The sequence below is a fragment of the Rhizobium favelukesii genome, from assembly GCF_000577275.2.
In the GTDB taxonomy this organism is placed as follows: domain Bacteria; phylum Pseudomonadota; class Alphaproteobacteria; order Rhizobiales; family Rhizobiaceae; genus Rhizobium; species Rhizobium favelukesii.
This window is the reverse complement of record NZ_HG916855.1, coordinates 1,398,204-1,424,263: the sequence shown is the minus strand read 5'-3', so window position 1 is coordinate 1,424,263 and position 26,060 is coordinate 1,398,204. Positions and strand designations below refer to the sequence as shown.

Annotated in this window: 24 protein-coding genes and 2 pseudogenes; 16 read left to right on the top strand and 10 right to left on the bottom strand. The window is 59.3% G+C overall.

Translation table 11 applies throughout. The annotated features are described in order from the left end of the window. Positions 1 to 3: 3 nt before the first annotated feature. Positions 4 to 639 (bottom strand): GntR family transcriptional regulator, encoded by a 636-nt coding sequence (locus LPU83_RS70205; protein WP_024318571.1) that lies wholly within the window; start codon positions 637 to 639, stop codon positions 4 to 6. Positions 640 to 814: 175 nt separating this feature from the next. Between LPU83_RS70205 and LPU83_RS70200 the strand changes: the two genes are divergently transcribed. The 6 genes from LPU83_RS70200 (at position 815) to LPU83_RS70175 (ending at position 5,694) form a co-directional block, all read left to right on the top strand. Then, the gene (locus tag LPU83_RS70200; RefSeq protein ID WP_024318570.1) at positions 815 to 2,239 is read left to right on the top strand and encodes a M20 family metallopeptidase; all 1,425 of its coding nucleotides are present in this window, start codon (positions 815 to 817) and stop codon (positions 2,237 to 2,239) included. Beyond that, complete coding sequence (locus LPU83_RS70195) at positions 2,236 to 2,955, top strand: ABC transporter permease (protein ID WP_024318569.1); 720 nt, start codon at positions 2,236 to 2,238, stop codon at positions 2,953 to 2,955. The genes LPU83_RS70200 and LPU83_RS70195 overlap by 4 nt, the downstream gene beginning before the upstream one ends. Continuing rightward, entirely contained in the window at positions 2,955 to 3,695 is a 741-nt protein-coding gene (locus LPU83_RS70190; protein WP_024318568.1) for an ABC transporter permease, read from the top strand. Before LPU83_RS70195 ends, LPU83_RS70190 begins: the two co-directional genes overlap by 1 nt. Continuing rightward, the gene (locus LPU83_RS70185) at positions 3,692 to 4,474 is read left to right on the top strand and encodes an ABC transporter ATP-binding protein (protein WP_024318567.1); all 783 of its coding nucleotides are present in this window, start codon (positions 3,692 to 3,694) and stop codon (positions 4,472 to 4,474) included. Before LPU83_RS70190 ends, LPU83_RS70185 begins: the two co-directional genes overlap by 4 nt. Positions 4,475 to 4,506: 32 nt before the next feature. Next, complete coding sequence (locus LPU83_RS70180) at positions 4,507 to 5,361, top strand: transporter substrate-binding domain-containing protein (protein ID WP_024318566.1); 855 nt, start codon at positions 4,507 to 4,509, stop codon at positions 5,359 to 5,361. 168 nt (positions 5,362 to 5,529) lie between these two features. Further along, positions 5,530 to 5,694: a hypothetical protein gene (locus LPU83_RS70175; RefSeq protein ID WP_157997406.1), complete on the top strand. Its 165-nt coding sequence runs from the start codon at positions 5,530 to 5,532 to the stop codon at positions 5,692 to 5,694. A 136-nt stretch (positions 5,695 to 5,830) separates the two neighbouring features. Here LPU83_RS70175 and LPU83_RS70170 read toward each other — a convergent pair. The 4 genes and pseudogenes from LPU83_RS70170 to LPU83_RS70155 all read right to left on the bottom strand — a co-directional run. Continuing rightward, a pseudogene (locus LPU83_RS70170) lies at positions 5,831 to 6,482 on the bottom strand (IS256 family transposase); the annotation flags it as partial. 349 nt (positions 6,483 to 6,831) lie between these two features. Then, positions 6,832 to 9,126, bottom strand: coding sequence for a xanthine dehydrogenase family protein molybdopterin-binding subunit (locus LPU83_RS70165; protein ID WP_024316791.1), 2,295 nt, complete (start codon positions 9,124 to 9,126; stop codon positions 6,832 to 6,834). Continuing rightward, positions 9,123 to 10,106 (bottom strand): FAD binding domain-containing protein, encoded by a 984-nt coding sequence (locus LPU83_RS70160; protein ID WP_024316790.1) that lies wholly within the window; start codon positions 10,104 to 10,106, stop codon positions 9,123 to 9,125. Before LPU83_RS70160 ends, LPU83_RS70165 begins: the two co-directional genes overlap by 4 nt. Next, positions 10,106 to 10,579: a (2Fe-2S)-binding protein gene (locus LPU83_RS70155; protein WP_024316789.1), complete on the bottom strand. Its 474-nt coding sequence runs from the start codon at positions 10,577 to 10,579 to the stop codon at positions 10,106 to 10,108. The genes LPU83_RS70160 and LPU83_RS70155 overlap by 1 nt, the downstream gene beginning before the upstream one ends. Before the next feature lie 239 nt (positions 10,580 to 10,818). Between LPU83_RS70155 and LPU83_RS70150 the strand changes: the two genes are divergently transcribed. Next, on the top strand, positions 10,819 to 11,412 hold the full coding sequence (locus LPU83_RS70150; protein ID WP_024316788.1) for a TetR/AcrR family transcriptional regulator: 594 nt from the start codon (positions 10,819 to 10,821) through the stop codon (positions 11,410 to 11,412). A gap of 94 nt (positions 11,413 to 11,506) precedes the next feature. On the opposite strand, the gene minE is transcribed toward LPU83_RS70150, so the two are convergent. From minE to LPU83_RS70130, 4 genes are all read right to left on the bottom strand, one after another. Next, complete coding sequence (gene minE, locus LPU83_RS70145; protein WP_024316787.1) at positions 11,507 to 11,767, bottom strand: cell division topological specificity factor MinE; 261 nt, start codon at positions 11,765 to 11,767, stop codon at positions 11,507 to 11,509. Further along, positions 11,764 to 12,582 (bottom strand): septum site-determining protein MinD, encoded by an 819-nt coding sequence (minD, locus tag LPU83_RS70140; protein ID WP_024316786.1) that lies wholly within the window; start codon positions 12,580 to 12,582, stop codon positions 11,764 to 11,766. The genes minE and minD overlap by 4 nt, the downstream gene beginning before the upstream one ends. A 32-nt stretch (positions 12,583 to 12,614) precedes the next feature. After that, on the bottom strand, positions 12,615 to 13,337 hold the full coding sequence (gene minC, locus LPU83_RS70135) for a septum site-determining protein MinC (protein WP_024316785.1): 723 nt from the start codon (positions 13,335 to 13,337) through the stop codon (positions 12,615 to 12,617). A 385-nt stretch (positions 13,338 to 13,722) separates the two neighbouring features. Further along, the gene (locus LPU83_RS70130; RefSeq protein ID WP_082321366.1) at positions 13,723 to 13,860 is read right to left on the bottom strand and encodes a DUF1127 domain-containing protein; all 138 of its coding nucleotides are present in this window, start codon (positions 13,858 to 13,860) and stop codon (positions 13,723 to 13,725) included. Between the two features lie 372 nt (positions 13,861 to 14,232). Here LPU83_RS70130 and LPU83_RS70125 point away from each other — a divergent pair, with 372 nt between their 5' ends. Both LPU83_RS70125 and LPU83_RS76030 read left to right on the top strand, forming a co-directional pair. Beyond that, positions 14,233 to 16,314 carry an alpha-ketoacid dehydrogenase subunit alpha/beta gene (locus LPU83_RS70125; protein WP_024316784.1) on the top strand — a complete coding sequence of 694 codons (2,082 nt, stop codon included), beginning with the start codon at positions 14,233 to 14,235 and terminating at the stop codon, positions 16,312 to 16,314. A gap of 3 nt (positions 16,315 to 16,317) precedes the next feature. Then, positions 16,318 to 17,525 (top strand): annotated as a pseudogene (locus tag LPU83_RS76030) (dihydrolipoamide acetyltransferase family protein). Between the two features lie 285 nt (positions 17,526 to 17,810). On the opposite strand, the gene LPU83_RS70115 reads toward LPU83_RS76030, so the two are convergent. Beyond that, positions 17,811 to 18,023: a DUF1127 domain-containing protein gene (locus LPU83_RS70115; protein WP_024316782.1), complete on the bottom strand. Its 213-nt coding sequence runs from the start codon at positions 18,021 to 18,023 to the stop codon at positions 17,811 to 17,813. A 121-nt stretch (positions 18,024 to 18,144) separates the two neighbouring features. Between LPU83_RS70115 and LPU83_RS70110 the strand changes: the two genes are divergently transcribed. The 7 genes from LPU83_RS70110 to LPU83_RS70080 all read left to right on the top strand — a co-directional run bounded on the left by LPU83_RS70110 (position 18,145) and on the right by LPU83_RS70080 (position 26,033). Continuing rightward, positions 18,145 to 19,044 (top strand): LysR family transcriptional regulator, encoded by a 900-nt coding sequence (locus LPU83_RS70110; RefSeq protein WP_024316781.1) that lies wholly within the window; start codon positions 18,145 to 18,147, stop codon positions 19,042 to 19,044. 289 nt (positions 19,045 to 19,333) lie between these two features. Then, the gene (locus LPU83_RS70105) at positions 19,334 to 21,076 is read left to right on the top strand and encodes a putative bifunctional diguanylate cyclase/phosphodiesterase (RefSeq protein WP_024316780.1); all 1,743 of its coding nucleotides are present in this window, start codon (positions 19,334 to 19,336) and stop codon (positions 21,074 to 21,076) included. 59 nt (positions 21,077 to 21,135) lie between these two features. Further along, positions 21,136 to 21,588 carry a ubiquinone biosynthesis methyltransferase UbiE gene (locus LPU83_RS70100; RefSeq protein ID WP_231052098.1) on the top strand — a complete coding sequence of 151 codons (453 nt, stop codon included), beginning with the start codon at positions 21,136 to 21,138 and terminating at the stop codon, positions 21,586 to 21,588. After that, positions 21,585 to 22,763: a class I SAM-dependent methyltransferase gene (locus LPU83_RS70095; RefSeq protein WP_024316778.1), complete on the top strand. Its 1,179-nt coding sequence runs from the start codon at positions 21,585 to 21,587 to the stop codon at positions 22,761 to 22,763. Before LPU83_RS70100 ends, LPU83_RS70095 begins: the two co-directional genes overlap by 4 nt. Next, the gene (locus LPU83_RS70090) at positions 22,760 to 25,117 is read left to right on the top strand and encodes a SpoIIE family protein phosphatase (RefSeq protein ID WP_024316777.1); all 2,358 of its coding nucleotides are present in this window, start codon (positions 22,760 to 22,762) and stop codon (positions 25,115 to 25,117) included. The genes LPU83_RS70095 and LPU83_RS70090 overlap by 4 nt, the downstream gene beginning before the upstream one ends. Before the next feature lie 4 nt (positions 25,118 to 25,121). Beyond that, complete coding sequence (locus tag LPU83_RS70085) at positions 25,122 to 25,676, top strand: slr1658 superfamily regulator (protein ID WP_024316776.1); 555 nt, start codon at positions 25,122 to 25,124, stop codon at positions 25,674 to 25,676. An 18-nt stretch (positions 25,677 to 25,694) separates the two neighbouring features. Further along, positions 25,695 to 26,033, top strand: coding sequence for a slr1659 superfamily regulator (locus tag LPU83_RS70080; RefSeq protein ID WP_024316775.1), 339 nt, complete (start codon positions 25,695 to 25,697; stop codon positions 26,031 to 26,033). The last annotated feature ends 27 nt before the right edge of the window (positions 26,034 to 26,060 follow it).

The following is a 26,060-nucleotide window of genomic DNA, read 5'->3' as shown; positions in this document are numbered from 1 at the left end:
ATGCTAGTTCTGTAGGATGTGCCGTCGTGTGAGCTCCGCAAACAGCGCTCCGTCCCTGTTTTCGATCGCATCGATCATCATGTGATGCTCCCGCCCGGATTGCTCAACGCGTGCGCGCGTTCGCCATTGCGAGACCGGGGCCGAAGAGGTCCGCTGGCGGATCTCCGTTACGAGGTCGACCAGCTCAAAATTGCCGCTCAGCATCAGCAGCTGACGATGGAAGGCAAGATTTGCCTCATAGAGTTCCAACATCGTTCCGTTCAGCGTCGCCTCATCGAAATGTTCCGCAAGTTTGCGAAGGGCACGGACATCATCTGCGGATGCATTTTGAACGATCCTTCCGGCAACCGCGGTTTCGAGAATAACGCGGATCTCGCTAACTTCTCTCGCCCGGCGTCCGTCTGGCTCATAGACATGATAACCACGGTTTGGCACATGCTCGACCAGCCGCTTTTGAGCGAGGCGGTCGAGTGCGCGACGCACGTCTGGGCGGGTACAGTTGTAACGTCGCTCCAGATCAACCTGCTTCAACCACGTTCCCGGCATCAACGCCCCCGCCAGAATGTCCTGGAGAATAAGGTCTGTCACGTCACGAACGGCTGAAGGCTCTACTCTCGAATCCAAGATGGCATCTGCCATTCAAAATCCCCTGTTCTTTCCTGACCGATAGCACGGCAAATCGAATTTCTGTAGGCGCCGAGACACCTAAGACCTGACGAAAATTATTCGAGCATACGGATTGCCCAAAGCGTTTTTGTACCATAAATTGGCGCCAATTTTGGATACTATTCGAAGCAAAGCAGTTTTGAAAGCCATGAAAAACACCGACACCGTATGGGACATTGTAGAAGCCAAGAGAGACGGTTTCTTTGCCTTGAGCGACCGCATCTGGGACATGCCAGAGACGAATTACGAGGAACACCACTCTGCCGAAGAGCACGCCCGTCAGTTGGACATTGAGGGATTTCGCGTCGAACGAGGGATAGCGGGATTGCCAACAGCGGTCATGGGTGAAGCCGGCGAAGGCGGGCCGGTCATCGCAATCCTAGGAGAATTCGATGCCCTGCCCGGCATGAGCCAGGAAGCCGGGGTTGCAGAACAGCGTGAGGTCAAGGCGAACGGCAACGGCCACGGATGCGGGCATAACATGCTGGGTGCAGGCTCAATGCTTGCCGCGGCGGCGGTCAAGGCGTTTCTCGCTGCCAATGGCCTAAAGGGCCGCGTGCGTTACTATGGCTGCCCGGCGGAGGAAGGTGGTTCGTCTAAGGGTTTCATGGTCCGCGCGGGCGTTTTCGATGACGTCGACATTGCCATTTCCTGGCATCCGGCCGCTTTCGCTGGTGTGAATAACCCGGTTTCGCTGGCATGCAATGAGATCAACTTCCATTTCACCGGACGATCTTCGCACGCGTCGGCAACGCCACATCTTGGCCGCAGCGCGCTCGACGCCGTTGAACTTATGAATGTTGGCGTGAACTACATGCGCGAGCACATGCCTTCGACCGCTCGCATCCACTACGCCGTAACCGATACGGGCGGTTCGGCTCCAAACGTCGTCCAAGCACGTGCAACGGTTCGTTATCTGATCCGCGCACGAAATCTTCCGGAACTGCTTTCCTTGGTCGAACGGGTGAAAAAAGTGGCGCAAGGCGCTGCTTTAATGACCGAGACGTCGGTTGGCAGTGAAGTGATCAGCGGCGACGCCAATCTCGTTGGCAATGCCCCTCTTGAGGAACTGATGTTCGCCAAGCTGCAGCGGCTTGGACCGCCGGTCTTCAATGATGAGGATCGCGCAACAGCGCGCAAATTTCAGCAGACGATGAGCTCGGAGGATATCTCATCTTCCTATGCCCGCTTCGGTTTGAAGCCGAAGAAGGACCAGCCACTGTGCGATGAAATCTTTCCGCTCTATGCCGGCGACAGTACTATCGTGGGCTCTACGGATGTCGGAAGCGTCAGCTGGGTTGTGCCGACCGTGCAAATGCGCGGTGCGACCTACGCGATTGGAACGCCTGGCCACTCCTGGCAGTTGGTTGCTCAAGGCAAACTTCCGGCGGCCCACAAGGGCATGGCACACGCAGCCAAGGTCATGGCCAGCACAGCGATCGAGCTTATCGGCAATCCGGAGCTCATCGACGCTGCCAAGGCGGATCTGAGGGCCCGTCTCGATGGCACGCCCTTCGTCAACCCGATCCCGAACGACGTTCAGCCGCCGCTGCCAGAAAGGCAATCTCAATGAACCAGCCCAGCATTCTAGAGCTGGTCAGCTTCGGTTCCGAGGGTTGGGGCAAGGCTTTGCTTGCCGGCGCGTGGATGACAATTCTGATCGCGTTGGCAGGCTACTCCATTGGAGCCGCAATTGGCGCATTCGGAGCTGGGGCAAAGATCTCGGGGGGGCGCGGCGCTCGGTTCGTTGCCGACGCATATACGACTGTGCTTCGCGGCATTCCTGACTTGTTGGTAATTTTCCTTTTCTATTTCGGCGGGAGCGCCGTCGTTACCGCCGCTGGCCGCCTGCTCGGTGCGGACGGTTTTGTCGGCCTTCCCGGTTTTCTGGCCGGGTCGCTCGCCGTTGGTGTTACCTCCGGCGCGCAATTCACAGAGGTTTTTCGTGGCGCGTTCAAGGCCGTCCATCCAGGTGAGATCGAGGCGGCGATTGCCTGTGGCATGGGGCGGTCTCTTCGATTTCGTCACATCATCGTGCCACTGACGCTTCGGCACGCTTTGCCGGGACTTGGCAATATCTGGCAGGTGGTCCTGAAGGAATCAGCCCTTGTTTCCATTACAGGCGTTGCCGAGCTGTTGCGCCAGACGCAGATCGCCGCAGGCTCGACCGGATTGCCGTTTGACTTCTATCTCATAGCTGGCGGCATTTACCTCGTGATTTCAACTGGTTCTGGGATCTTTCTCCGGCGCGCTGAAAAGCACCTCACGCGAGGCGTTAGGAGAGCGTGATGGACTTCGTATTTCTGTCTGAAACGTTCGTCAGCCTCATCTCGGCAATCCCGCTGACGCTGAAGCTCGCTGCCACCTCGATTGCACTTGGCGCAATCCTGGCGCTCGCAATTGCCCTTTGCCGCCTATCCGGCATCCTCGCGCTTGAGTGGTTGGCACGCAGCTATGTCTTCGTCTTTCGCGGAACGCCACTGCTGGTCCAGATTTTTTTGATCTATTACGGCCTCGGGCAATTTCCGGCGGTGCGACACAGCATCCTTTGGCCATTTCTGCGCGACCCTTATTGGTGTGCCGTTTTAGCGCTGACGATCAACACCGCCGCATACGCCAGCGAAATCATACGCGGCGGCTTGCTTTCGGTGCCTTTTGGTCAGGTCGAAGCAGCTCGCGCTTGCGGGATGCCACGGCTCATGCAGTTCCGTCGCATCGTCTTGCCACTTGCAATCCGTCAGGCGTTGCCAGGTTACAGCAACGAGATGATTTCGATGGTCAAGGCTACATCCCTGGCCTCGATCATCACTCTCATGGAAGTGACAGGCGTCGCCGGACGGATCATTTCGGAGACCTACCGTGCGATCGAAGTCTTTATCGTCGCAGGCGCGATTTACCTGACGATCAACTTGGTGCTGACGCGCCTGGTTCATCTTGTCGAACACTGGTTGAGCCCGCACTTGCGCCAGCCGATTGCTCACAGTCCCGCGGCTAAAGTCGCTCCCGCACTTGAAGGAGACGCCCAATGACCGTGGCGACCACTTCCCTTTCGCCGCTCGCGCTAAGGGTCAAGAACCTACACAAGAGCTTCGACCCCCTGGAAGTCCTTAAAGGCATCTCGCTTGATGCGCATGAGGGTGACGTCGTGTCCATCCTCGGCTCATCGGGATCGGGAAAATCCACCTTCTTGCGTTGCATCAACCTCTTGGAGGCACCCGATTCCGGCGAGGTCACGGTTGCAGGCGAAACCATTCGCATGCAGGCGAATGGTCACAAGGGTAGCCGTCCCACTGACCGCAAACAGGTCGATCGCATTCGCTCTCAGCTTGGAATGGTGTTTCAAAGCTTCAATCTTTGGTCTCACAAGACCGTACTTGAGAACGTCATCGAGGCTCCCCTTCACGTCCTCGGCCGTGCCAGGAGTGAATGTGTCGAAGAGGCCGAAGCACTGCTTGCCAAGGTTGGCATCGCCGAAAAGCGCAACTTCTATCCCGTTCACCTCTCTGGCGGCCAGCAGCAGCGCGCGGCAATTGCTCGTGCCTTGGCAATGCGCCCAAAGGTGATGCTCTTCGACGAGCCGACATCAGCGCTCGATCCAGAGCTCGTCGGCGAAGTCTTGCGCGTCATGCGATCACTGGCCGAAGAGGGGCGCACCATGCTCGTCGTCACGCACGAACTGGGATTTGCCCGTGACGTCTCTAATCGCGTCGTTTTCCTACACCAGGGACGCGTCGAGGAAGACGGCAAGCCGCACGACGTTTTCAGCAATTCTCAGTCGGAACGCTTCCGGCAGTTCATCAGCAAATAATTCAACCTCACAAGGAAAAAGGGGAGCATTAAATGACATTTCAATCTCGGGTCCTGACGGCCGTTTCCACCGCGGTTTTGCTTGCCGCAGGGACTGCGCACGCTGCGGACAAGACGTGGACGACGGTCACCATCGCCACAGAGGGGGCATTCAAGCCCTACAACTTCACCAAGCCGGACGGTACCCTCGATGGTTACGAGATCGAGCTGTCCAAATATCTTTGCAATCAGATGAAGGTCGAATGCAATGTCGTCGTCCAGAACTTCGACGGCATGATTCCGGCTCTCAACGCTGGCAAATTCGATGCCATCATCTCCGGCATGTCGGCAACTGCGAAGCGCGAACAGGTCATCGCCTTCAGCGACTCATATAGTTCTACCGGCCAGGCCTTTGCGACATCGAAATCGAGCGATCTCGCCAGTCTTCCGGAAAAGGGAGAGGTCTTCTCGCTCGCCGGTGACGAGGCAGGCGCCATTGCCGAGATCGACAAGATCAAACCGATCCTTCAGGGCAAGATCATCGGCGTGCAGACCGCATCGACGGCTGCTGCTTTCGTCGACAAGTACCTCAAAGGAGTTGTCGAGGTTCGCGAATACAAGACCACCGAGGAACACGATCTCGACCTGAAGGCCGGTCGCGTGGATCTCGTTATGGCCTCGATGGCATATCTGACGACCGCATCCCAGAAACCGGGCAACGACGATATGACGACCGCGGGTCCGCGCTTCCAGGGCGGCTTTCTCGGTCGCGGCAGTTCTGTCGGCTTGCGAAAGGATGACACGCAGCTGAAGGCGATGTTCAACGACGCGATCGCTGCTGCAAAGGCCGACGGTACCATTAAGACACTGTCCGAGAAGTGGTTCGGATTCGACGTCACGCCGAAGTGAAAGCTGCGTAAGGACCAGAACGTATGTGGCGATACGGGCGCACAAGGGTGCCCGTACTCGTTTTGATGTCGGGCCGACGAATAAAAAATGCCTTCTCGACTTCGCGCCGGAGCTTTGGCGGCCGGCCGAGCGTTGTCAAACCAAAGATTGATATAGCGGATGACTGGCATGGAAGGAGCCATCGCGAGCGCGCTGGCCGCGTCGCGTCGCGAACAGTCTGAACGGGATCGGCATCGTGCGCTCGGCATGGGCCTGAAATTCCTACGGTCGAAGAGCAGCCAACTGGCGCAAAATCCAAGACGCTTGATCGATGCGGCGCGGGCACTCATCTAGGGGTCGAGACGCCTCCCCTGGCATGACGAAGATGCCAAATCGACGATAGCGACACTCTCGCCGATATCGGCCACCTCCGATCCCAGCTCTCGCTCATCGAGGTTATGTGCGTCAAGTTCAGCAAATTGAGCGGTCGTGCGGCTTGGCGCATAGCGAGCTTTTTGTGCTCCCGTAGATCGTCCATGTTGATGTAACGGTTGGCCTCCATCCAATTTTCGTGGGTTTCAACAGCGAGCGCTCTGACGAGGCGTAAGCAGCTCTGTGCATTTGGAAAGATCCGCACCACGTAGGTCCTGCGTCTGATTTCCTCGTTAAGGCGTTCGAGCATGTTGGTCGATTTCAGATGTTTGTGATGCTGGCGTGGCAATCGGAAGAAGGTCAGTGTCTGTTCGATTGTCTCCTCGACCCAACTGGTCAAGCGCGGATAGCGTGCCGACCACTTGGCGAGCCAGGCAGAGAGATCGGCCTTGGCTTCGTCGAGGTCGCGCCGGTCGTAGAGCCATCGCAGTTCCTGCAGGCAGTCGTCGCCATGCTTTCGTGGCAGGTGATCAAGGGCGTTGCGCAGAAAGTGTACGTACGTAGCAGCGTTGCCAGGCGGCCTCTGGCAGCGCCTCCGCGATCGCCGCCACGAGGCCGGCATGATCGTCTGAGACCACCAGTTCCACACCCCGTAGACCGCGGCCTTTCAGCTTGATGAGAAAGTCCTTCCACGCCGAACGGCTCTCGCGGGACGCCATTTCGACAGCCAGAATCTGCCGCCGTCCGTCCCAATCGATGCCAACGGCAACCCTTCAGCACTCTACCCATCTGCCTCCACGAGTGAGCAAATGCTCGCAAAGGGGCTTGCGCTGGCGCGGCCTTGGGATTTTCGGTGCGGTATCTGGCCTGAAGCAGGCGTCTTGAGCCTGAAGTGCCGATTGCTTGCCTATGCTGCGACGATATCAGCGAGTACGTCCGCCCGTTCCGGGAGTTGCGGTCCGATCTTGCACGGCTGTGCTGATGTCACGTCTTCGGTCTGCGGATGGGCGCTATCAAGAATCTGTTCCCGCGCGCTGCAAATCATGGCGCGCGGGAACTCTCTATTGCCTACGAACGGTCGATCACCTTGGCATGAGCCAAACCGATGAACCACTCACGTCACAGCAGCTTGTCGAGGGTTATCGGTAGGTGACGAACCCGCTTGCCGGTTGCGTGGAAGACGGCGTTGGCGATTGCCGGCGCGACACCGACGATGCCGACCTCGCCCACACCCTTACCCCCAAGCACCGAGGCATTGAGGTCAGGAATGCCAACAGAGATCACCTGGATCGGCGGGATGTCGGCATTGGTCGCAACGAGATAGTCGCCGAGATTGTTGTTGATGACGCGCCCGTTGCGCTGGTCGACCAAGCCTTCTTCGAGCAGCGCCTGACTGATCCCCATGATGATTCCGCCGCGCCACTGGCTCTCTGCGAGCTTTGGATTGTAAATCCTGCCGCAATCGAATGCAGAGACCATGCGGGAGACGCGGATTGTGCCGAAATCCTCGTCCACCTTCACCTCCACGAAATGCGCGCACCAGCTGTGCATGGAAAATTCACCCGCCGTCGGCCCCTGGATGCTTCCCATCGTCGTCCAGGCCTTCGTGTGGCCATCCGGGCCCTGCTCTCCTTCCGGAAGGGTGTTTCGTCTTGTTTCGATGACGTCGCGGCCCAAAGCCGTCATGAGGTCCGCAATGGAGATAGACAGACCTCCGTCACGGGGTACTGAAATCCGGCCGTCTGCGACCGTCAGTGTGTTGGCACCGGTATCGCGAAACGGTGAGGCGCCGTCGTTAAGGGCGAGTTCGATCAGTTCGTCGCGGGCAGCCGATGCGGTCTTGTGGACGGCTCCGGTGATGGCGCCGGCGAGCATGGAGCCGCCGGCGACCGTGGCACCAGGAAGCGATGAATCGCCAAGCCGCACGTTGATGCTTTCAACCGGAACGCCAAGGACCTCGGCCGCGGTCTGGGCGAGGATCGTGTAGGTGCCCTGCCCCATATCGATCGCGCCGCTGACGACGTCCACCGAACCATCGGCAAGGATGCGGATCAAGGCCTCGCTCGATGCACGCAGAACCGGGAACGTGCCGCATGCGACACCCCATCCGATGAGTTGTCTGCCATCACGCATCGAGCGCGGCGCAAAGCTGCGGCGTGACCATCCAAACGCGTCGCCGCCTTCGCAGAGTGCCTCGCGCAGCCGGCGGGTCGACCACGGCTTTCCGGATTGCGGATCACGCTCGGCATAGTTGCGAAGCCTGAGCTCGACGGGATCGATGCTAACCGCATAGGCAAGTTCATCCATGGCGCTTTCGAGACCGAAAGCACTTGGGTTCTTGCCCGGCGCGCGCAATGCTCCGGGCATGACGGTATTTACCGGCACAAGACGGTGTTTCGCGCTGAAATTCTCCACAGCATACATCAATGGCGTCGCAGCGTTTGTCTGCTCGGGAAAATCCGCATAGGTGGCCGTCTCGCTGGCCCCTCGATGGACGATCGAGTGCAGTACACCGTCGGCATTGGCTCCGAGGGCGATTGTCTGCCTGGTCTCGGCTCGGCCGCCATAGGCGGTAAAGGTCTGCGGGCGCGTCACCGCGAGCTTGACTGGTCGCCCGAGCTTGCGGGCTGCTGCCGTTGCAATGGCGCCATAGGCATAGGCTGTCGCCTTGGACCCGAAGCCTCCACCGATAAAGGGCGAGATAATACGCACGTTGTCATACGGCAGTCCGTACCATTCGGCATAGGTGCGGGCCATCCCGTGCGTCCATTGGCTTGGCTCCCAGATGGTCAGCTTATCGCCGTGCCATTGGGCGATCAGTCCATGCGGTTCGATCGTCACATGATATTCACGCGGCGTTCGGTATTCTGCCTCAATGCGCACCGGTGAAGCGGCGAGCGCTGCCTGCGCGTCACCCCAGGTCACCGCAAGCGCATCGAGCGTCTTTCCGTCTCCAGCCTTCGGATCGTCGAAGTCAATGATTGCCGACGCTTCCTCGTAGACGATGTCGACCAGCCGGGCAGCTTCGGTCGCCTGCTCCAGCGTTTCACCAATCACGGCAGCGACTGCCTGACCATTGAAGCTGACAGTGCTCGAGAGGGGATAGAAGGGTTGGTTGTCCGGCCGGTTTCCGTACCAGTCAGAGGCCATCTTCAGGCCGAGATCGTCGTCAGGTGCCAGCACCAGCAGCGTGCCTGGCGCCGCTTGTGCCCTTTTAGCGTCAACCTTGATAACGCGACCGGCAGCAATCTGGCTCTGCACGAGAACAGCATAGGCCAACCGTGCAACCGGTTGTTCCAAAGCATATGTCGCTCCACCAGTGATCTTCAGTCTTCCATCGAAGCGCGAGAGACGGCCGCCGATCGTACCATCGGAGGCGTTGCCGCGTTTGCTGCGGGGTTCCATGACGTTCATGCCGGACCTCCCATCGTCAGAATGGCGCGCGCAACGACACGCGGCGCGAGTTCGATCTTGTACTGATTGCCGCCATAAGCGACGGCACCTTCCATTGCCAGTCGGCTTGCCTTTTCAACCGTGCCGGCATCGATGGCCTTCCCAATCAGAGCTTTTTCGACGGACCGTGCGCGCCAGGGTTTGGTGGCAACGCCACCCAAAGCAACACGGATGTCGCGGATCGTCTTGCCATCCGCCTCCAGTTCCAGCCCGACGGCAGCGCTTGCGGCTGCAAATTCATAGGATTGGCGGTCGCGGACCTTGAGGTAGGTCGAATTTCTGGCAAGCGGCGACGCCCGAACGAGGACGGCCACGACCATCTCGCCGCGCTCAAGGATTGTTTCACGTTCGGGCGTGTCGCCGGGGAGCACGAAGAATTCTTCGGCAGTGATCTTGCGGTCACCAAGGTCGATCGTCGCCTCCAGGGCAACCAGCGCAACGGCGAGATCACCCGGATAGGAGGCAATGCAGGCATGGCTGGTTCCAAGCACCGCGTGATTGCGGGTCACACCAGCGATCGCAGAGCAACCAGAGCCGGGATCGCGCTTGTTGCAAGCGGAAAACGTCGCCGGATCGCGGAAGTAGGGACAGCGCGTCCGCTGCAGAAGGTTGCCGCCGATCGTCGCCATATTGCGCAGCTGAGGAGATGCCGCCAGTAATAGCGACTGTGAAATGACGGGATAGTCCGCACGAATTCCCGGGCTGCCGGCCACATCCTCCATCTTCGCAAGCGCGCCGATGGTAACGCCATCAGAATTAGCCGAAATCTGCGCCAAGCCCGGGACATAACTGATGTCGATGACTGAACTGGGCTGGGCAACACCGCATTTGGCAAGATCGAGAAGCGTCGTGCCGCCGGCAAGCAGCATCGCGCCGGATTGCATAGCGCGCTGGCGGGCATCGTCGAGGGAGCTAGCTCGGACATAGCTAAAGTCTCTCATCACGCCATCTCCGCCGCTTCGCGCACTGCCGCCACGATATGATTGTATGCGCCGCACCGACAGAGATTGCCGGCCATGTATTCCCGGATCTCTTCGTCCGAGCCCGCCCGCCCTTCGCTGATGCAGGCGACAGCCGACATGATCTGGCCTGGCGTGCAATAGCCACACTGGAAGGCGTCATGCTCCAGGAAGGCCGCCTGCACCGGATGCAAATCGCCATTCTCGGCCGCAAGCCCTTCGATCGTGGTGATGTTGCGCCCTTCGACCTGGGCGGCAAGCGTCAGACAAGCAAGCACACGCTTGCCGTCGACATGGACGGTGCATGCACCGCATTGCCCTTGGTCGCACCCCTTCTTGGTGCCGGTGAGACCAAGTTGCTCACGCAATGCGTCAAGCAACATCACCCGCGGCTCGACATCGAGCTCGTGCCGCCGTGTGTTGATGTCGAGGGAAAGATGAACGGTTCGTGTCATGATAAGCTCCTGCTATCGTCACGAGATTGGACGTCGGAAATCCAAAAAAAGATGGTCGTCCGAGGTCGGTGCGCTAGGTAAAGTCATCGGAAGCAAGCCTGGGCAGGTTTTGGCATGACATCCCGCCCCCTTCTGGATTAAGAAGTCGAAGGCACCTGCCTGCACTAAGCGGAGGAGCCTCCGTTTAATCTAGTGACTTGCTGTCCATCGTCAAGTCCGGAATCTGCTTGGAGCTTATTTTGGCCTCGGCCCCGCCGAAGACGGACCCGTCCACACCGCCGCCATTGCGCGCCGACGCCCGCCGCAATCGCGAGAAACTTGTCGAGGTTGCAGCAGCCGCCTTCGCGCAAGCCGGCGTCGAAACATCGCTGGAAGACATCGCCCGCAGGGCCGGCGTCGGCATCGGCACGCTTTACCGGCATTTTCCAACGCGCGAGCATCTCGTCGAGGTGGTCTATCGCCGGGAACTCGAAAGCCTTGCCGCAGCCGCGAAGGAACTGGCGGCAAGCCATGCGCCTGATGTTGCGCTGGAAGAATGGATGCGCCGCTTTGTAGGTTACATCGCCGCCAAGCGGGGAATGGCAACCAGCCTGAAAATCCTGATGGACTCCAACGCCTCGCTGTTTGCCGAAGGCAGCGGCATCCTGCGAGGAGCCGCCGAAAAGCTGCTAAGAGCAGCAGCCGAGCAAGGATTCATTCGAAGCGACATCGACACGACGGACCTTCTGCATGCCCTTACGAGCATCTATTCGCTACCGGCGTCTGCGGAATGGCGGGACCGCTCGAACCGGCTTATCGGCCTGCTGATGGACGGGCTGCGGACGCAGAAATAGCCGCCCCACCTTCCATGGGGCGACGCAAACGGAACGACGTCCGAGACGGGTTCAAGACGAAAAAAGAAGCGGCGCTCTTGGCGCCGCCTTGGATTCATGCCGCCCGAACACTCGCGCCCAGCGGGATTTCCACGTCGATCTCGAGGATCGACATATGCTCGTCGCGATCCATCGTCACGCGAACCCTCTCGCTATCGACCTGCACGTGCTTGGCGATGACGGCGAGGATTTCTTCGCGCAGCAACGATACGAGATCGGATCCTGCCGAAACGCGCTCATGCGCCAATAGTACCTGCAGGCGCTCTCGGGCCGCCGGCGCGGTCCGTTGTTTGCTAAAGATGCTGAAAATGCTCATGCAGCGGCCCTCCGTCCGAAGATCTTGCCGAAGATGCCCCGCTTCTCTCCCGGAACGACGACAGGCAGTTCTTCGCCGGCCAGTCTGCGCGCAGCATCGAAATAGGCCATCGCCGGTGCGCTGCGGCTATCGGCCAGGGTCACGGGGCTACCGATATTGGACGCGCGCAGCACATCCGTGCTTTCGGGAATAATGCCGAGGAGCGGAATGGAGAGGATCTCCAGCACGTCATCGACTTTGAGCATGTCGCCGCGTTCAGCGCGGCTGGCGTCATAACGCGTCAAGAGCAGATGCTTTTCCATCCGCTCGCCGCGCTCGGCCTTGACCGTTTTCGCATCCAGCAGGCCGATGATGCGATCGGAGTCGCGGACGGACGAGACCTCGGGGTTGGTGACGACCACTGCCACATCGGCGTGGCGCATGGCGAGTGTGGCACCGCGCTCGATCCCGGCGGGACTATCGCAGATGATCCAGTCGAAGTGACGCCTAAGGTCGTTTATGACGCGCTCAACACCCTCGGCCGTGAGGTTGTCCTTGTCCCGCGTTTGCGAGGCCGGCAGCAGGAAGAGCGTCTCCAACCGCTTGTCGCGGATCAGCGCCTGAGAAAGCTTGGCGTCGCCCTGGATGACGTTGACAAGGTCATAGACGACCCTTCGCTCCGCCCCCATGACGAGATCGAGATTGCGCAGGCCGACATCGAAGTCGACCACGACCACTTTCTCGTTCCTCTGCGCTAAGGCGGCTCCGAGGGCTGCGGTGGATGTGGTCTTGCCCACTCCGCCCTTGCCCGAAGTGACGACGATGACTTTCCCCATCTTTCTCTCCTGTGTGATAGCCAGCTTCGGGCCTAGATAAGTTTCTCTGCCTTGATCGAATCGCCATCCAGCCAGAGCTGAACGGACTGTCCGCGAAGGTTGGGCGCTATGTCTTCCGCCATCTTGTAGATGCCGTCGATGGCGACCAGCTCCGCCTCAAGCTTGCGGCAGAAGATGCGTGCCGACGTATTCCCGACAGAGCCCGCCATCGCCCGCCCCCTCAGTGTTCCGTAGACATGCACCGAGCCGCCGGCGATAATTTCCGAACCGGATGCGACGGAGCCGATGACCGTCACGTCGCCTTCCGGAAAAATCAGTGACTGGCCTGAACGAATCGGCTCGCGAATGACAATCGACTGCAATGGCGGCCGGGTCTCGACAACCGCGGGCTTGGTACGAACATCGATGATCGGTTCCTGCTGGGGAACCTCGAAATCGGAGACCGGGCGCCCGCCCTTGAGCGCCGGCGGCATGCCGGGACCGAGAAGCGACGGACGGCAGCCCTCAATGCCCATGATGCTGACGTTGCGCTGCGCAAGCTCAGCGACCAAGCCCTTCAGCTGTGCCCGGTCAATCTCCAGGTCGCCGACGTCGAGCACGACCGGTCGCCCCAGGAAGAAGCCGGCGGAGCGCGCGGCAAGATCATCTAGTCTTACGAGCCAGTCATCGAAGGGAAGATCTGGCGAAAGCATGACCGCCAGGAAGGAGCGGCCTTTAATGCGGATCGAGCGAGCGTCTGTTAGCACTTTGGTCATCTAGGTTAAGAAATCGTTGAACATTTCTATGTCTGATTTGGTTAATAAATAGTTAATTTCCGGGCCCGGATCATTAACAAGCATCAGCGCGCGCACTCAAGAAATTCGTGATGCGCCGTCGCCACACCATACCGGACAGCCACGTTCCAAGGTCTGTTTTTAAGACACTATCGGGTGTCGAGCTTCCGCAGCGAAGACGCAAGCTGACCCAGCCGAAAAGGGCAAGCCCACCGCTTTGTCCCGAGGGCTTGCGGCTGAAAAGCCCCGTTGCCGAAGGCAAGATCGAAGAGGGTCGGCGGGCCGCTCGGCCCGCGTCCATACAGGCATCAAAAAGCAACAAAGGCCCGCATGAGCGAGCCTTGATGTCTTGATCTTGTCGAAAGTCTTAGCGACCGTATACCAGGCGCTTAATATCGCCGCGCGCAACGCCGATGTCCTTCAGTGCCGCGTCGTCGAGTCGGGAAAGATCTCTGTATGCTTTACGGAGCTGAAGGAACTCTCCGAACCTGTTGCCGATTTTCATGTCATATCTCCTTGTGCGTTGCACAATTATATAGCCGATTGCTTCCTCAATGAGCACTTCGAAAACCGCATATGAGGCATCTGGAATTTGCAACGTCGATATGAAGCTGAGAGGATAACCGCAGCCGCTGCCCCACTCGCTGCCAAAAAGCTCACCGGACGCACCGATATCCGATCGGCGATTCGGTCAGTGCGGCTCTTGCTGTCGCAACCCAAGGGAGCCATAGCCAGGGTTCCGAATTGATACTGCGTAGCTTTGGGAACTGGCGAAATGAATGTTTCACATCTCGGCGTTTTTCTCTGAAATCTGAAACGCATTTTCCCAAGGGCTGCACTAGTCTCTTCACAGACCATAGGTTTGGGAGGATCGAAGATGGCGCAGGCAACCGCGGTTTTATTGCGTGGCAGGAACGCACCCGACGAGGGAGTGGACTGGCAACGCGTTACCTATCTCCTGCATCTGTCGCGCATCCTTGACGAGATGGAGGAAACCCGGCTCGTTCCCGAGAAGAAAGTCCTTTATCAATTCTCCGCCCGCGGCCATGACATGGCGCAGATCATGCTTGGTCTGCAACTGACGAACCGCCACGACGCTACCTGCGGCTACTATCGGTCGCGCCCGCTGCTTTTGTCGCTCGGCGTCGACCCGGCCGATGCGCTCGGCTCGGCGATGGGCCGCGCCGGCGGCTATTCCGATGGCCGCGATATCGGCGTGGTCTTCAACTATCCAAACCACAACGGCGCTTCGGCTCTGCCGATGTGCGGCGGTGTCGGAGCCCAGTACACGCCGACGGCTGGCTGGGCCCAAGCGCTCCAATATTACGCGACGGTGTTGGGGGAGCATGACTATCGCGATGCGATCGCCGTCGTGCTGGGTGGCGACGGTTCGGTCGCATCGAACGGCTTCTGGTCTGCGCTGACGATCGCCACGACGCAGACGCTGCCTATGTTGTTTTACGTCGAGGATAACGGCTTCGGAATCTCGGTCCCTTCCAACGTGCAGACGCCCGGCGGAAACATCGCCGCCAATCTCGCGAGCTGGCAGGGCCTGACGATCTTTGAAGGCGATGGGTGCGATCCCGCCACGGCCGCGCGATTGACGCAACAGGCAGTCGGTTTCATTCGCGAGCGTAAAATGCCTGCCCTTTTGCGGCTCACTGTCCCGCGATTGGAGGGGCACAGCTTCCAAGACACCCAGTCATATAAGAGCGAAGCGCTCGTCAAGGCGGAATGGGCTCGCGATCCGCTACCACGGCTTCGAGACTACCTGGTACCGTCGGTGATGAGCGCGGACGAGTGGGAAGCCTGCCGGCTTGAGGCGGCTGACATTGCAGAACGAGCGCGCGCCGAGGCTGAAAACCGTGTTGTTGCCGCTCCCGAAACGGTCACCCGTCATGTGTTCTTCGACGGAGACATGCAGGCGATGGGTGGTCAGCATAGTGACGGCTACCATGCCCCCGATTGCAGCGACGAGGCGTCACCGGACGGCCAGCGTATCAATATGGTCACGGCGATCAGGCGTACACTTGACCACGAACTGACCATCAACAAGCGTGTGGTGCTGTTTGGCGAGGACATCGGCCCGAAGGGCGGCGTTCACGCTGTCACGCTGGGACTACAGGACAAGTTCGGCAAACAACGGGTGTTTGATACCTCGCTCTCGGAGGAAGGCATCGTCGGGCGCGCCGTCGGCATGGCGCTTGCCGGGCTTGTTCCGGTTCCCGAAATTCAGTTCCGCAAATATGCCGAGCCGGCGGCGGAACAGATCAACGATTGCGGCACGATCCGCTGGCGCACCAACAACCGATTCGCAGCGCCCGTCGTGCTGCGCATGCCCGGCGGTTTCTTCAAGTGCGGCGACCCATGGCACAGCCAGACGAACGAGGTCGCCTTCGTCCACCAGCCGGGTTGGAAGGTCGCCGTTCCCTCGAACGCCGAAGACGCCGTCGGGCTATTACGGACCGCCCTGCGCGGCAACGATCCTGTCATCTTCTTCGAGCATCGCGCCATGCTCGATCATCCGTGGGCACGCCGCCCTTACCCAGGTGACAACTACGCCCTGCCCTTTGGCAAGGCACGCTTTACGCGCAAGGGCAATGCCATCTCGATCGTGACCTGGGGCGCCATGGTTCCCCGCTGCGAGGAGGCGGCGGAAGGCATCTCTGCCGATGTGATCGATCTTCGCACGCTGATGCCCTGGGACCACGCGAGCGTTGTTTTGTCGGTCCGTCGCACCCGACGGTGTCTTATCGTCCATGAGGATCTTGGAACAGGCGGCTTCGGTGCCGAGATTGCCGCAGTCGTTGCCGACGAGGCCTTCATGGATCTCGACGCACCGGTGTCGCGTTTGACGATGCCCGATATCCCAAGCCCGCACAATCCGGCCTTGCTCGACTGGGCGGTGCCGTCGGTTGACCGCATCAGGCAGAAAATCACGGCCCTCGTGGAGTACTAGAACATGGTCGATTTTTCCGAAGTTCTCGTGCCCGTCGAACAGGAGGGAACGAAGGCAGTCGTACGCAACTGGCTAAAGCAACCAGGCGAGATCGTCGCCCTCGACGATCCCCTCGTCGAGCTCGAAACGGACAAGGTCACACAGGAGATTTCTGCCCCCGCGGCAGGAATCCTCGACGAGATCGTCATGGCGTCAGGCATGGATGCAGCGCCCGGCGCGGTTCTCTGCCGCATTCGTCTGAGGCCAAGCACCGCCGGTGATGAGCATGCGCCCGATACTCCACCCTTGCCACCTGGCGAGACTGGCAATGAGAGCGGCGACCGCTTCTCGCCGGCAGTTCGCAGTGCTGGAGAGCAATACGGCATCGATCCGGCTGAGGTCGTCGGCACTGGCAGGGATGGACGCGTTACGCGTATGGATATGGATGCGGCATAGAGCGCGATGAGACGCCATCGTCCGGGCGCATCCCGACCAGCCCCGATCCGGGCATGCTCAACCGCGATCAGATCACTCACCGCTCGCACATGGTTGCTCATACTCCCATGCGGCTTTCCATCGCGCGGCACATGCTGGAATCGGCTACGACCGCCCCACATGTCACGGCAATCTTCGAGGCCGATTTCACCGCGATCATCAAGCATCGCGAGAAGAGCAAGGCGGTATTTGCCGCCGACGGCATCAATCTTTCCTATACGGCCTACCTCATCGCTGCCTGCGTTGCGGCGACGCGGGCTGTGCCGGAGATCAACAGCCGCTGGCATGACGATCATTTGGAGATCTTCGACGATATCAACATCGGCGTCGGCATGGCACTTGGCGACAAAGGCCTGGTCGTTCCGGTCGTTTGGCACGTGCAGGACCTCTCGCTGTTGGCGATTGCCGCCAAACTTCAGGACCTGACCAATCGTGGGCGGGCTGGCGGCCTCACCAACGCCGATATGCGCGGCGGCACCTTCACGATCTCAAACCACGGGGTGTCAGGCTCCCTGGTCGCGGCACCCGTCATCATCAATCAGCCGCAATCGGCAATCCTTGGCGTCGGAAAAATGGAAAAGCGCGTTGTCGTACGAGAGGTCGATGGCGTCGATACGATCCAGATTCGACCGATGGCCTATGTCTCGTTGACGATTGATCATCGCGCACTCGACGCTCATCAGACAAACGCCTGGCTGACGCGTTTTGTCGAGACCCTGGAAGGCTGGCAAGCATAGCGCCGGCGGCATCGTGGCCTATGGGCGCTAGGTCGGCGCGCCGCACACCTTCCAGTTTACCTCCTGCAGAAAGCTCGCGGTCCATCGGCTTGTGCACTGGCGCTGCCAGCGACTGCATTGTCCCCTCCCGGCTCCTGCAGACTTGACGAGACGTACCTGTCGTAACGCATGCTATTGCGATTTGATACAGGTCGTCCATCAGCACGTTTTCATGTACGTGTTGCAGGATCGTTGCGAGGCAAGCGCAGCTCGTCACCAACCAACGTTAAAACAGCTTTCCTGTTGCTATTGGCTCCAGAACCACGACTTGCCAATCTCGGCAGAGGCCTCCTGCGGCGTGATCCCGATGTCCTTGAGCTGGTCTGCCGTCAGTTGCGCGAGAGCCTGACGGCCGCGGCGCTTCTCCAGGCGACAACCCAAAAACTCAACTGCGCGACTGATGAAGCCTCGCGGCGAAGCGACATTGCTTTTCCAATCCAGTTCCAGGTCAGTTGACATGTCATACTCCGCATCGTCCGCCGATCCGCGCCATGTGATTAGCGCAACACCAACAGATAAGACTCGCCAACACCTAGAAGGAAGGTTATGGTTCAAATACAAACCATAAGGATTTCTTATATTGCTTAATATCGACCAGCTCGCTTCTTTTGTGAGCGTGATCGATCTGGGAAGCTTCACGGCGGCGGCCGACAAGATTGGCCTCACTCAGCCGGCCGTCAGCCTGCAGGTCAAGTTGCTCGAACAGCGGCTGGGGGTTCGGCTGATCGAGCGCGTCGGGCGACGCGCGCAACCATCGCCGGCCGGCGCGGATCTCCTCGTTCACGCAAGGCGCATCCTTGAAGACTGTGCGGCAGCAACTGATGCAATGACGCCATATCAGCAGGGCTCGGTCGGCCGGGTCAGGATCGGCAGCGGCGGAACGGCCTCGATCCACCTGCTTCCGCGCGCAATCGCGGCCGCCAAGAAGCAAATGCCGGGGCTTGAGATCATGGTCCGGATCGGCAACACCGACGAGGTTTTACGCGACCTCGAAGCCAATGCGCTCGACCTCGCCGTCGTTACCCTCCCCGCCTCGGGCAGGTCGCTGGAAATCGAGCCTTTCTATGAGGACGAGTTGCTTGCAGTGGCGCCCAAGGGCAGTGAAATGCCGGAAGGCGGACCCGACGCCGACTTTCTCAAAGACAAGGTTCTCATGCTCTACGAGGGTGGCAACACACGCACTGTCACGGATGGCTGGTTCGCAAAGGCCGGCGTCCGGATACAGCCGACGATGGAGTTCGGCAGTGTTGAAGCAATCAAGGAGCTGGTCGCCGCAGGATTGGGCTGGTCGCTACTGCCTGCGCTCGCGCTGAAACAGGACCGCGCAGGGTTCCTCACGACCTCGCCTGTCAGGCCGCGCTTGGCCCGCCAGCTCGGCATCGTGTTGCGTCGGGACAAGCACCTCACCAAAGGACTGCGGGAGGTTATCAAGTGTCTGCGGGGATTTGGCGAACTGCAGCCGGCCTCTTTCCGGCGATAACCAAATCGCGGGTCTCCGACCAATTTCGCATCGCTTTTGCCAACGTGTATGAATGTGTCAACAGCAAGCGCGGATTGCGGTCATTAGTCCGTTAGGATGACTGCAAGGCGGGCCGTTTTGCATAGAGCGCGCATCCACAGTCTCAGGAGTGTGTGCAATACTGCCCTAGGGTAGCGTTTTTGATTGACTGCAACACTCCATGCGCTAGCTCTTATACAAACAGCTGATTCAATATTGGCAGGATACATCGAAGAACTTAGGCGCGGCGCAATGAGGAGATCCAACCCATATGCCAGAAGGTCGTGCGAGTTGGCCCAAGCTGGTTCCACAGGGATCCGAATTCCTCCGCCGCGCCGACGCGGCTTTCTCGCTCTGGGATCTCGACCTCGTCCTTGTCGACTGGTCTGAGAAATTTAAGCGGCGCGGGGGTTTCAACGAGCAAGCGGCGACAAAATTGTGGGACGTTTACCCTGCGCTGGCAAATCCTCCGGCCGCTGACATTGTCCGGCTCGTCGTCAACACTGGCAGGCCGCAATCCATCCGGCTGGGCATATCGACCGATGACCGCTACGATCTGCTGCTGCTGCCTGCCAGGGAGGGTCTGGCGGTCGTCGAGATCAGCGGCGCCGATCTCAATGAAACCACACGTGCGCAGGAGCAGGAACGAGCCCTGCTTCTGCACCAAGCAACCCATGACGTGCTGACCGGACTGCCCAATCGCCGGCAGTTCAGCGACGAATTGGGGCGGCTGCTTCCCACCGGTGACAAGAGCGGTCTTGCACTGATGCAGATCGATCTCGACGACTTCAAGCCAGTGAACGACACGCTTGGGCACGGCGCTGGAGACATTGTTTTAAAGCTCGCCGCCAACCGGATCCGAAGCGTGCTTGGCACGGACGAGACGGCCTTTCGTCTCGCCGGTGACGAATTTGCTGTGATCCAGATTGCGCAAGAGCAACCAAGCGAGGCTGAGCGACTGGCCGAGGCGCTGGTTGGCGAATTCAAGAAGCCATTTGTGGTGGATGGCATTGCTGTCTTCGTGGGAGCCAGTGTCGGCATTGCGATTGCGCCACGCGACGGCGACGAGGGCGAGCAATTGATGAAAGCTGCCGATGTCGCCCTTTATGCGGCCAAAAAGGAAGGACGCCGCCGCGCACGAACCTTCGATCAAAGTATGTTGCTGGTGCTAGAGCAACGGGAAGTGCTGCGACGCAGCCTGAGGGTGGCGCTTCAGCACGGTGAATTTTTCCTCGAGTACCAGCCGATCGTTGACCACGCGCGCGCCGTCATTGGCTTTGAAGCCTTGTTGCGCTGGCGTCATCCGAGGCTCGGCGTGGTTCCGCCGATCGCCTTTATCCCGATGGCGGAAGCCGATGGCCTGATGAGCGAGATTGGCCAGTGGGTGCTTGAGGAAGCCTGTCGAGCAGCGTTGGACTGGCCGGCGCATTATACCGTCGCCGTCAATCTGTCCCCCGCAGAGTTCCTGACTGCAGGCTTCACGGACCGCGTATCGCAAACGCTCGATCTGGTCGGCTTTCCCGCCGAGCGCTTGGAGCTTGAGATCACCGAAACGGTCCTTCTGGAGCGCACGATCAACAACCTCGATACGCTAAACACCCTCAGCGTACTTGGCATCCAGATCTCCCTTGATGATTTCGGAACCGATTATTCATCCTTGAGCTACCTGAAGAACTTTCCGTTCGACAACATCAAGATCGACAAATACTTCATCGACGACCTCCTCGACGACGAGAAGAGCCAGACAATCGTGCGCGCTGTCATTGCACTGTCGCACGGGCTCGGCATGCGCGTCACGGCGGAGGGCGTCGAGACTGCCGAACAAGCCGCGTGGCTGGAGGCTGAGGGATGCGATCGATTGCAAGGCCACTTCCTGAGCCCGCCCATGCATGTTGACCATATTGGACAGTTCGTCGGCCACCGAAAAGGTCGTCGGACCAACGGCGCTGCGCCGGGTCACAGGGGCGGCCCTGGAGGCGTGCAAACGGCAGTTGGACAGGGAGGTTCCGGTTGAAAAGGCAGGAAGCGATAACAAACACAGCTTTCGAGCAGCTGCTCAAACTGGAAATCGAAATGGCAACCTTCACGGCCGACTGGCTGCATTGCGACCAGCTGTCGAATTATATCGCCCGCATGGTCAGCCACGATCGCCGTGATCCGCTGCGCCACTCCAACCTGCTCTCTTCGGCTCTCAACGAACTGCTTGAGATGTCGTTTCGCTCCGACGCGCAAGAGGGCGAGCTGGTATGCGATCTCTATCGTCATGAGCAGACAGAGCGAATCGAGTTGAGCTTTCCCTGCCCGTCACAACAGCGACGCTTTTACTTTGAGCTCGTTGACGGTCTGAACGACGGTGAAAAGCTGGCAAACTACGTGAGGGTCATCGCCGACGAAACTGCTCCCATCGCGCAAGCGGTGCTATTGGGATTGGCGGTCAACTATGACGCGGACATAGAACTACGCGCTTCGGCTGCCGACGCCCTCACCTTCGTTGTCGACCTGCCGCTCGAGAGGCTCCTCAATTGACCGCGAATAGTTCTTCACACGTCTTCACGACGCAATTCGACGCCAGCAATCAGGAGTTTGTCGCCACCGGTGTTTTCCGACCGCGTTCGATCGCCGACATTGCCGATGAGCTCTTGCTGCTGCGAGACAAGATTGAAACGGTCCAAGGGGTTTTCTACGTCAACCTGAAACGCGTCACCCACATGAACAGCACGGCGTTCCGCGCCCTGGCGCGCGTCCTCGTCGACGCCTCCCGCTCGAGGCCGGAGCTCAAGATCGTCGTTGTCGCATCGAGTGTTGTCGCATGGGCGACGCAAATGTTTCGGCACCTGAGCGAACTCTCGCCCAATATCTCGATGGAGATCTACGATTCTGCCTTCTATCCCGGCCAGACATTTGTCGAGAACCAGAGCTTCATCCCGATTCTGCGGACTCAAACGAAAATGACCTGGCGTCACGAACGGGAAATCCTGCCGCGGCACGGCCTTCGCAACGGCATGGTGATCGCCGACATTTGCTGCGGCATCGGTGATTTCGTGATGCTTGTGAGGAAGGAATTCAATCCGGCCAGAATCGTCGCCCTCGACCACTCCGCGGCAAGCCTCGACTATGCGCGCTCCGTTGCGGAGGAGTTTTGCGTTCGCGATATCGAATACACGTATGGTGACGCATCCCAAACGCTGTTCGAAAGCGATCAGTTCGATTTCGTGACGTGCCGGCACTCCTTGCAGATCTTCGACCGCCCGGAGCTTCTCCTCAGAGAACTCTACCGGATCTGCAAGCCGGGCGGCAGGGTCTACATCACCAACGAAAAGAACTCCCATTGCCTGGGCGAGCCGCGCGCCGACAGCATCCAATGGACCTACAACGAGGTAGCCAAGCTCTTTCGCCATTTCGATATGGACGTCGAAATGGGGCCAAAGGGTTCCCGCCTGCTGCTGGATACCGGCTTCGAGGATGTGAGGATCGAAAGTTTCATGGTCACCAACCTCGACGGCGATCCGCAGGAGTTCGCCGATGTCATTGAAGCATGGGAGGATGTGTACGCAGGCGAGATGTCTGTCAAACGAGGAGATTCTCCGGAGTTCGTTGAACGGTTCAGGCAGGGGTTCAGGGATCACATCTTCGCTGCGCTTCATCCGCGAGGCTATTCCGGCTGGCCAATCTGGGCGGCGTCGGGGCAAAAACCGCTATGACCGTTTCTCCACTAAAGCCAGGCCTCGGATTGCGCTCGTTTCGGACGAAATTCATGATTGTTGTCGGTGGCGCCGTGCTATTTGATCTTCTGGTCAGCGGCGGCCTGGCGCTTTGGAACGTGCAGCGGCTATCACGTGACGCAACCACCCAGGTTGGCCAAGGTCTTGAAAAGGCGAGCCAGGACTATATCCGCTCCTCCAGCGATTCCACGGCCGCGCAGGTTGGCCTGCTTTTGGACCAGGTGCATTCAGACGTCAAAGCGTTAGCCGGCGTGCTCCAGGGCCAGATCGATCGACCAATCAGGAACGACGCGGTCGGCGCGGCCATGGCAAGGGCTGACCCCGGCGCAGTGACGGTGAGTTTCAACATGAGCGGCAATTGGGCGCAAAACCTTCCAGGTTCGCCGTCCGTCGTCAGCGTCTGGGGCTACCTGCTCGACAAGGATCATCATCCGCTGCCGCAAGTGCAGACCGATATCGAAACCAGCACCGTCCTTGATCTCGTTGCGCCAAACCTTCTGCGCACAGGCGCCTCCAAACTCCAGATGTACTACATCGGCCCGAAGGAGCGGCCGATCTTCAGAACAGCCCCTTATACCGATCAGGCGCAGACATTCGACCGGCTCTATCCCGGCCATAATGACGCGAACTTCTGGGATTTCTTCTTTCCGGGCATTTATGAGTCATGGCAGCAATGGGCGCGAGAGCCCGCGTCACGCCCCGTTGCCGAAAACATCACGCAGACCGCTCCTTATACCGACGCCATTACGGGAAAGCTGATCGTCAGCTTCTTCCACCCTCTTTGGACGGCCGATCGACGCGGCGTGGCGGGAACTGCCGGCGCCGATATTACCCTCGATCAGCTTGCTGAAATTGTCGAACACGTGAAAGTCGCAGAAAGCGGTTTCGGCTTTCTGGCGATGTCGAACGGCAACGTCGTTGCGATCAACGCGGCCGGAGAGAAGGTCATCGGCCTGCGCGCGGCGAGCGACGCGACCAGCAAGGGGGTAACGGGACTTGATCGCTCGCTGCGCAACAGCGCGCAGAACGCCGTTGCAGCCCTTCCACTCGATACGGACGGCGTCGTCCAGCACATCGCGCTTAAGGAGAATGGCGAGGACGTGCCCTATCTGGTCGTCACCAAACAGCTCCGCCCCTCCAATTTGTGGGTCAACGGTCCGATTCAGCGCGAAGTCATGTCGCTCGGCATTGTCGTCCCCGAGCGAGAGATTTACGCCTCCCTGATCGCCGCCAGGCAGCAGATAGCGCAGGCAACCAACCGCATCCTCATCTATCAGATCCTCGCGGTGCTCGTTTCGCTGCTCATCGTCACGGCCGCGGTATTTGCGGCGTCGAAACGCATTACCAGCGGGATCAGAGCTCTGGCGGGGGCGGCCAAGCGCATCGAGGCGAAGGACTATTCCGTTCGGGTCGACATCCGCAGCAAGGACGAAGTCGCCCAGGCCGGACTCGCCTTCAATCGCATGGCCGAGCAGATCAGCTTCCACACCGAAAACCTTGAAAAACTGGTCGCGGAGCGGACGCAGGAGATCGAGGAGGCGAAGGAAGAAATCTCGGCCTTGAACACGCAACTGAAGAGCGAGAATCTGCGTCTCGGCGCCGAACTCGATGTGGCCCGACACATCCAGATGATGGTGTTGCCACGCGCAGCCGAGCTCCGCGCGGTCGAGCATCTGGAGATTGCCGCTTATATGCGTCCCGCCGACGAGGTTGGCGGCGACTACTATGACGTCCTGCAGAATGGCAGAAGCCTGAAGATAGGCATCGGCGATGTTACCGGCCATGGCCTGGAGAGCGGCGTGCTGATGCTGATGGTGCAATCGGTCGCCCGCGCCTTGCTGGAGGCGGGGGAGACGGACCCTTCGAAATTCCTTGCACACCTGAACCGGGCGATCTTCAAGAACATCGAGCGCACGAGGACCGACAAGCACGTGACCTTGTCGTTCCTTGATTACGATGGCGATCGCCTGACCATTTCAGGGCAGCATGAAGACCTCATCGTCATTCGCCAGACAGGGGAGGTCGAGCGGATCGATACCGGTGATCTTGGACTGCCGGTGGGGCTTGAATCCGACATTTCGCCCTTTGTTGATACTCGCGAAATATCCTTCCAGAAGGGCGACCTGATCGTGCTGCATACGGACGGCGTCACGGAAGCTGAAAATCCGCGCGGCGAACTGTTCGGTATCGATCGGCTTTGCCAGAGCGCGCGGCGCCTGTACGGCCAAACGGCCGAAGAGGTAAAGGACGGCATTATCGAGGGCCTGATGGCCTATATCGGAACGCAGAAAATACATGATGACATCACATTAGTTGTGATGCGGCATAGGTGATGACATGACGGTCGTGCTCTTTGGGCAAGAACACCTCGCCTTCTCTGACACCGCTCACGCAGTCAGACTTCTATTGCTTGATGGTCCGCTTGATCTTGCCTGGAAGCACTCTGGAATGACGTCTGATTTCATCGCCGAGATGATGGCGCCGAGATTTCGTCCATCGAGGCGGCTCTACAATCAACTCAAGCAGGATATCGGCTATCTCGCAAACGAACTGATCGAGAATGCCATAAAGTTTCGCGCGCGCGGAGAAGTCGTGGTGGAGGCGCTGGCGCAGACGGATTGTGTTCGGCTCCGGGTTTCCAATTTTATCGACAGCGAAACGGCTGCCCGATTCCAGCGGCTGCTGGTGAATGTGACGAGCGGCGATCCCGGCGACCTGCTCATCCGACAGATCGAGGCAAGTGCCACGGCCACGACCGGAGCCACTTCCGGACTGGGTTTGTTGACCCTGATGAGCGACTACGAGGTGCAGTTTGCCTGGCTCTTCGAGGAGGACAGCGTTCACGAACGAACAAGAATTGAAACCTATGCCGCGATGGCAATTCCGGCATGAAACGGCAAGAGGTGCGCCATGGAAATTAGAGAAGAAGCCTACCGTGTCTGGTCCGAAGGCAGCACCGTCTTTTTCGACGGGACAATGCGGCTGGCAGGTCCTGATGCCTACGCGCCTATCCATGCGCTCGCCATGAAGGCGCTCGAAGGTGGGGGCGGCAAAACGACGTTGGACTTGACGGGCCTGGAGTTTCTCAATTCCTCCGGCATAAACCTGCTCGCCAAGCTGACGATCGAAGCGCGCAACCGTCCGGACATTCATTTGACCGTGCTGGGGTCATCACAGATTTCGTGGCAGATGAAATCGCTGCCCAACCTGAAAAAGCTGCATCCCGGCGTGGATCTGAGAATGACCTGACGGTGTAGGAACTGATGTGGAACGAAG

What these genes read in the sequence shown, in the direction of transcription:
- LPU83_RS70105 (WP_024316780.1), top strand. Translation starts at nt 19,334, where the DNA reads ATGCCAGAAGGTCGTGCGAGTTGGCCCAAGCTGGTTCCACAGGGATCC.
- minE (WP_024316787.1), bottom strand. Translation starts at nt 11,767, where the DNA reads ATGAGCATTTTCAGCATCTTTAGCAAACAACGGACCGCGCCGGCGGCC.
- LPU83_RS70185 (WP_024318567.1), top strand. Translation starts at nt 3,692, where the DNA reads ATGACCGTGGCGACCACTTCCCTTTCGCCGCTCGCGCTAAGGGTCAAG.
- LPU83_RS70160 (WP_024316790.1), bottom strand. Translation starts at nt 10,106, where the DNA reads ATGAGAGACTTTAGCTATGTCCGAGCTAGCTCCCTCGACGATGCCCGC.
- LPU83_RS70190 (WP_024318568.1), top strand. Translation starts at nt 2,955, where the DNA reads ATGGACTTCGTATTTCTGTCTGAAACGTTCGTCAGCCTCATCTCGGCA.
- LPU83_RS70100 (WP_231052098.1), top strand. Translation starts at nt 21,136, where the DNA reads ATGGCAACCTTCACGGCCGACTGGCTGCATTGCGACCAGCTGTCGAAT.
- LPU83_RS70115 (WP_024316782.1), bottom strand. Translation starts at nt 18,023, where the DNA reads ATGTCAACTGACCTGGAACTGGATTGGAAAAGCAATGTCGCTTCGCCG.
- LPU83_RS70175 (WP_157997406.1), top strand. Translation starts at nt 5,530, where the DNA reads ATGGAAGGAGCCATCGCGAGCGCGCTGGCCGCGTCGCGTCGCGAACAG.
- LPU83_RS70205 (WP_024318571.1), bottom strand. Translation starts at nt 639, where the DNA reads ATGGCAGATGCCATCTTGGATTCGAGAGTAGAGCCTTCAGCCGTTCGT.
- LPU83_RS70165 (WP_024316791.1), bottom strand. Translation starts at nt 9,126, where the DNA reads ATGAACGTCATGGAACCCCGCAGCAAACGCGGCAACGCCTCCGATGGT.
- LPU83_RS70130 (WP_082321366.1), bottom strand. Translation starts at nt 13,860, where the DNA reads ATGAAAATCGGCAACAGGTTCGGAGAGTTCCTTCAGCTCCGTAAAGCA.
- LPU83_RS70180 (WP_024318566.1), top strand. Translation starts at nt 4,507, where the DNA reads ATGACATTTCAATCTCGGGTCCTGACGGCCGTTTCCACCGCGGTTTTG.
- LPU83_RS70155 (WP_024316789.1), bottom strand. Translation starts at nt 10,579, where the DNA reads ATGACACGAACCGTTCATCTTTCCCTCGACATCAACACACGGCGGCAC.
- LPU83_RS70195 (WP_024318569.1), top strand. Translation starts at nt 2,236, where the DNA reads ATGAACCAGCCCAGCATTCTAGAGCTGGTCAGCTTCGGTTCCGAGGGT.
- LPU83_RS70200 (WP_024318570.1), top strand. Translation starts at nt 815, where the DNA reads ATGAAAAACACCGACACCGTATGGGACATTGTAGAAGCCAAGAGAGAC.
- LPU83_RS70085 (WP_024316776.1), top strand. Translation starts at nt 25,122, where the DNA reads ATGACGGTCGTGCTCTTTGGGCAAGAACACCTCGCCTTCTCTGACACC.
- minC (WP_024316785.1), bottom strand. Translation starts at nt 13,337, where the DNA reads ATGACCAAAGTGCTAACAGACGCTCGCTCGATCCGCATTAAAGGCCGC.
- LPU83_RS70090 (WP_024316777.1), top strand. Translation starts at nt 22,760, where the DNA reads ATGACCGTTTCTCCACTAAAGCCAGGCCTCGGATTGCGCTCGTTTCGG.
- LPU83_RS70125 (WP_024316784.1), top strand. Translation starts at nt 14,233, where the DNA reads ATGGCGCAGGCAACCGCGGTTTTATTGCGTGGCAGGAACGCACCCGAC.
- LPU83_RS70080 (WP_024316775.1), top strand. Translation starts at nt 25,695, where the DNA reads ATGGAAATTAGAGAAGAAGCCTACCGTGTCTGGTCCGAAGGCAGCACC.
- minD (WP_024316786.1), bottom strand. Translation starts at nt 12,582, where the DNA reads ATGGGGAAAGTCATCGTCGTCACTTCGGGCAAGGGCGGAGTGGGCAAG.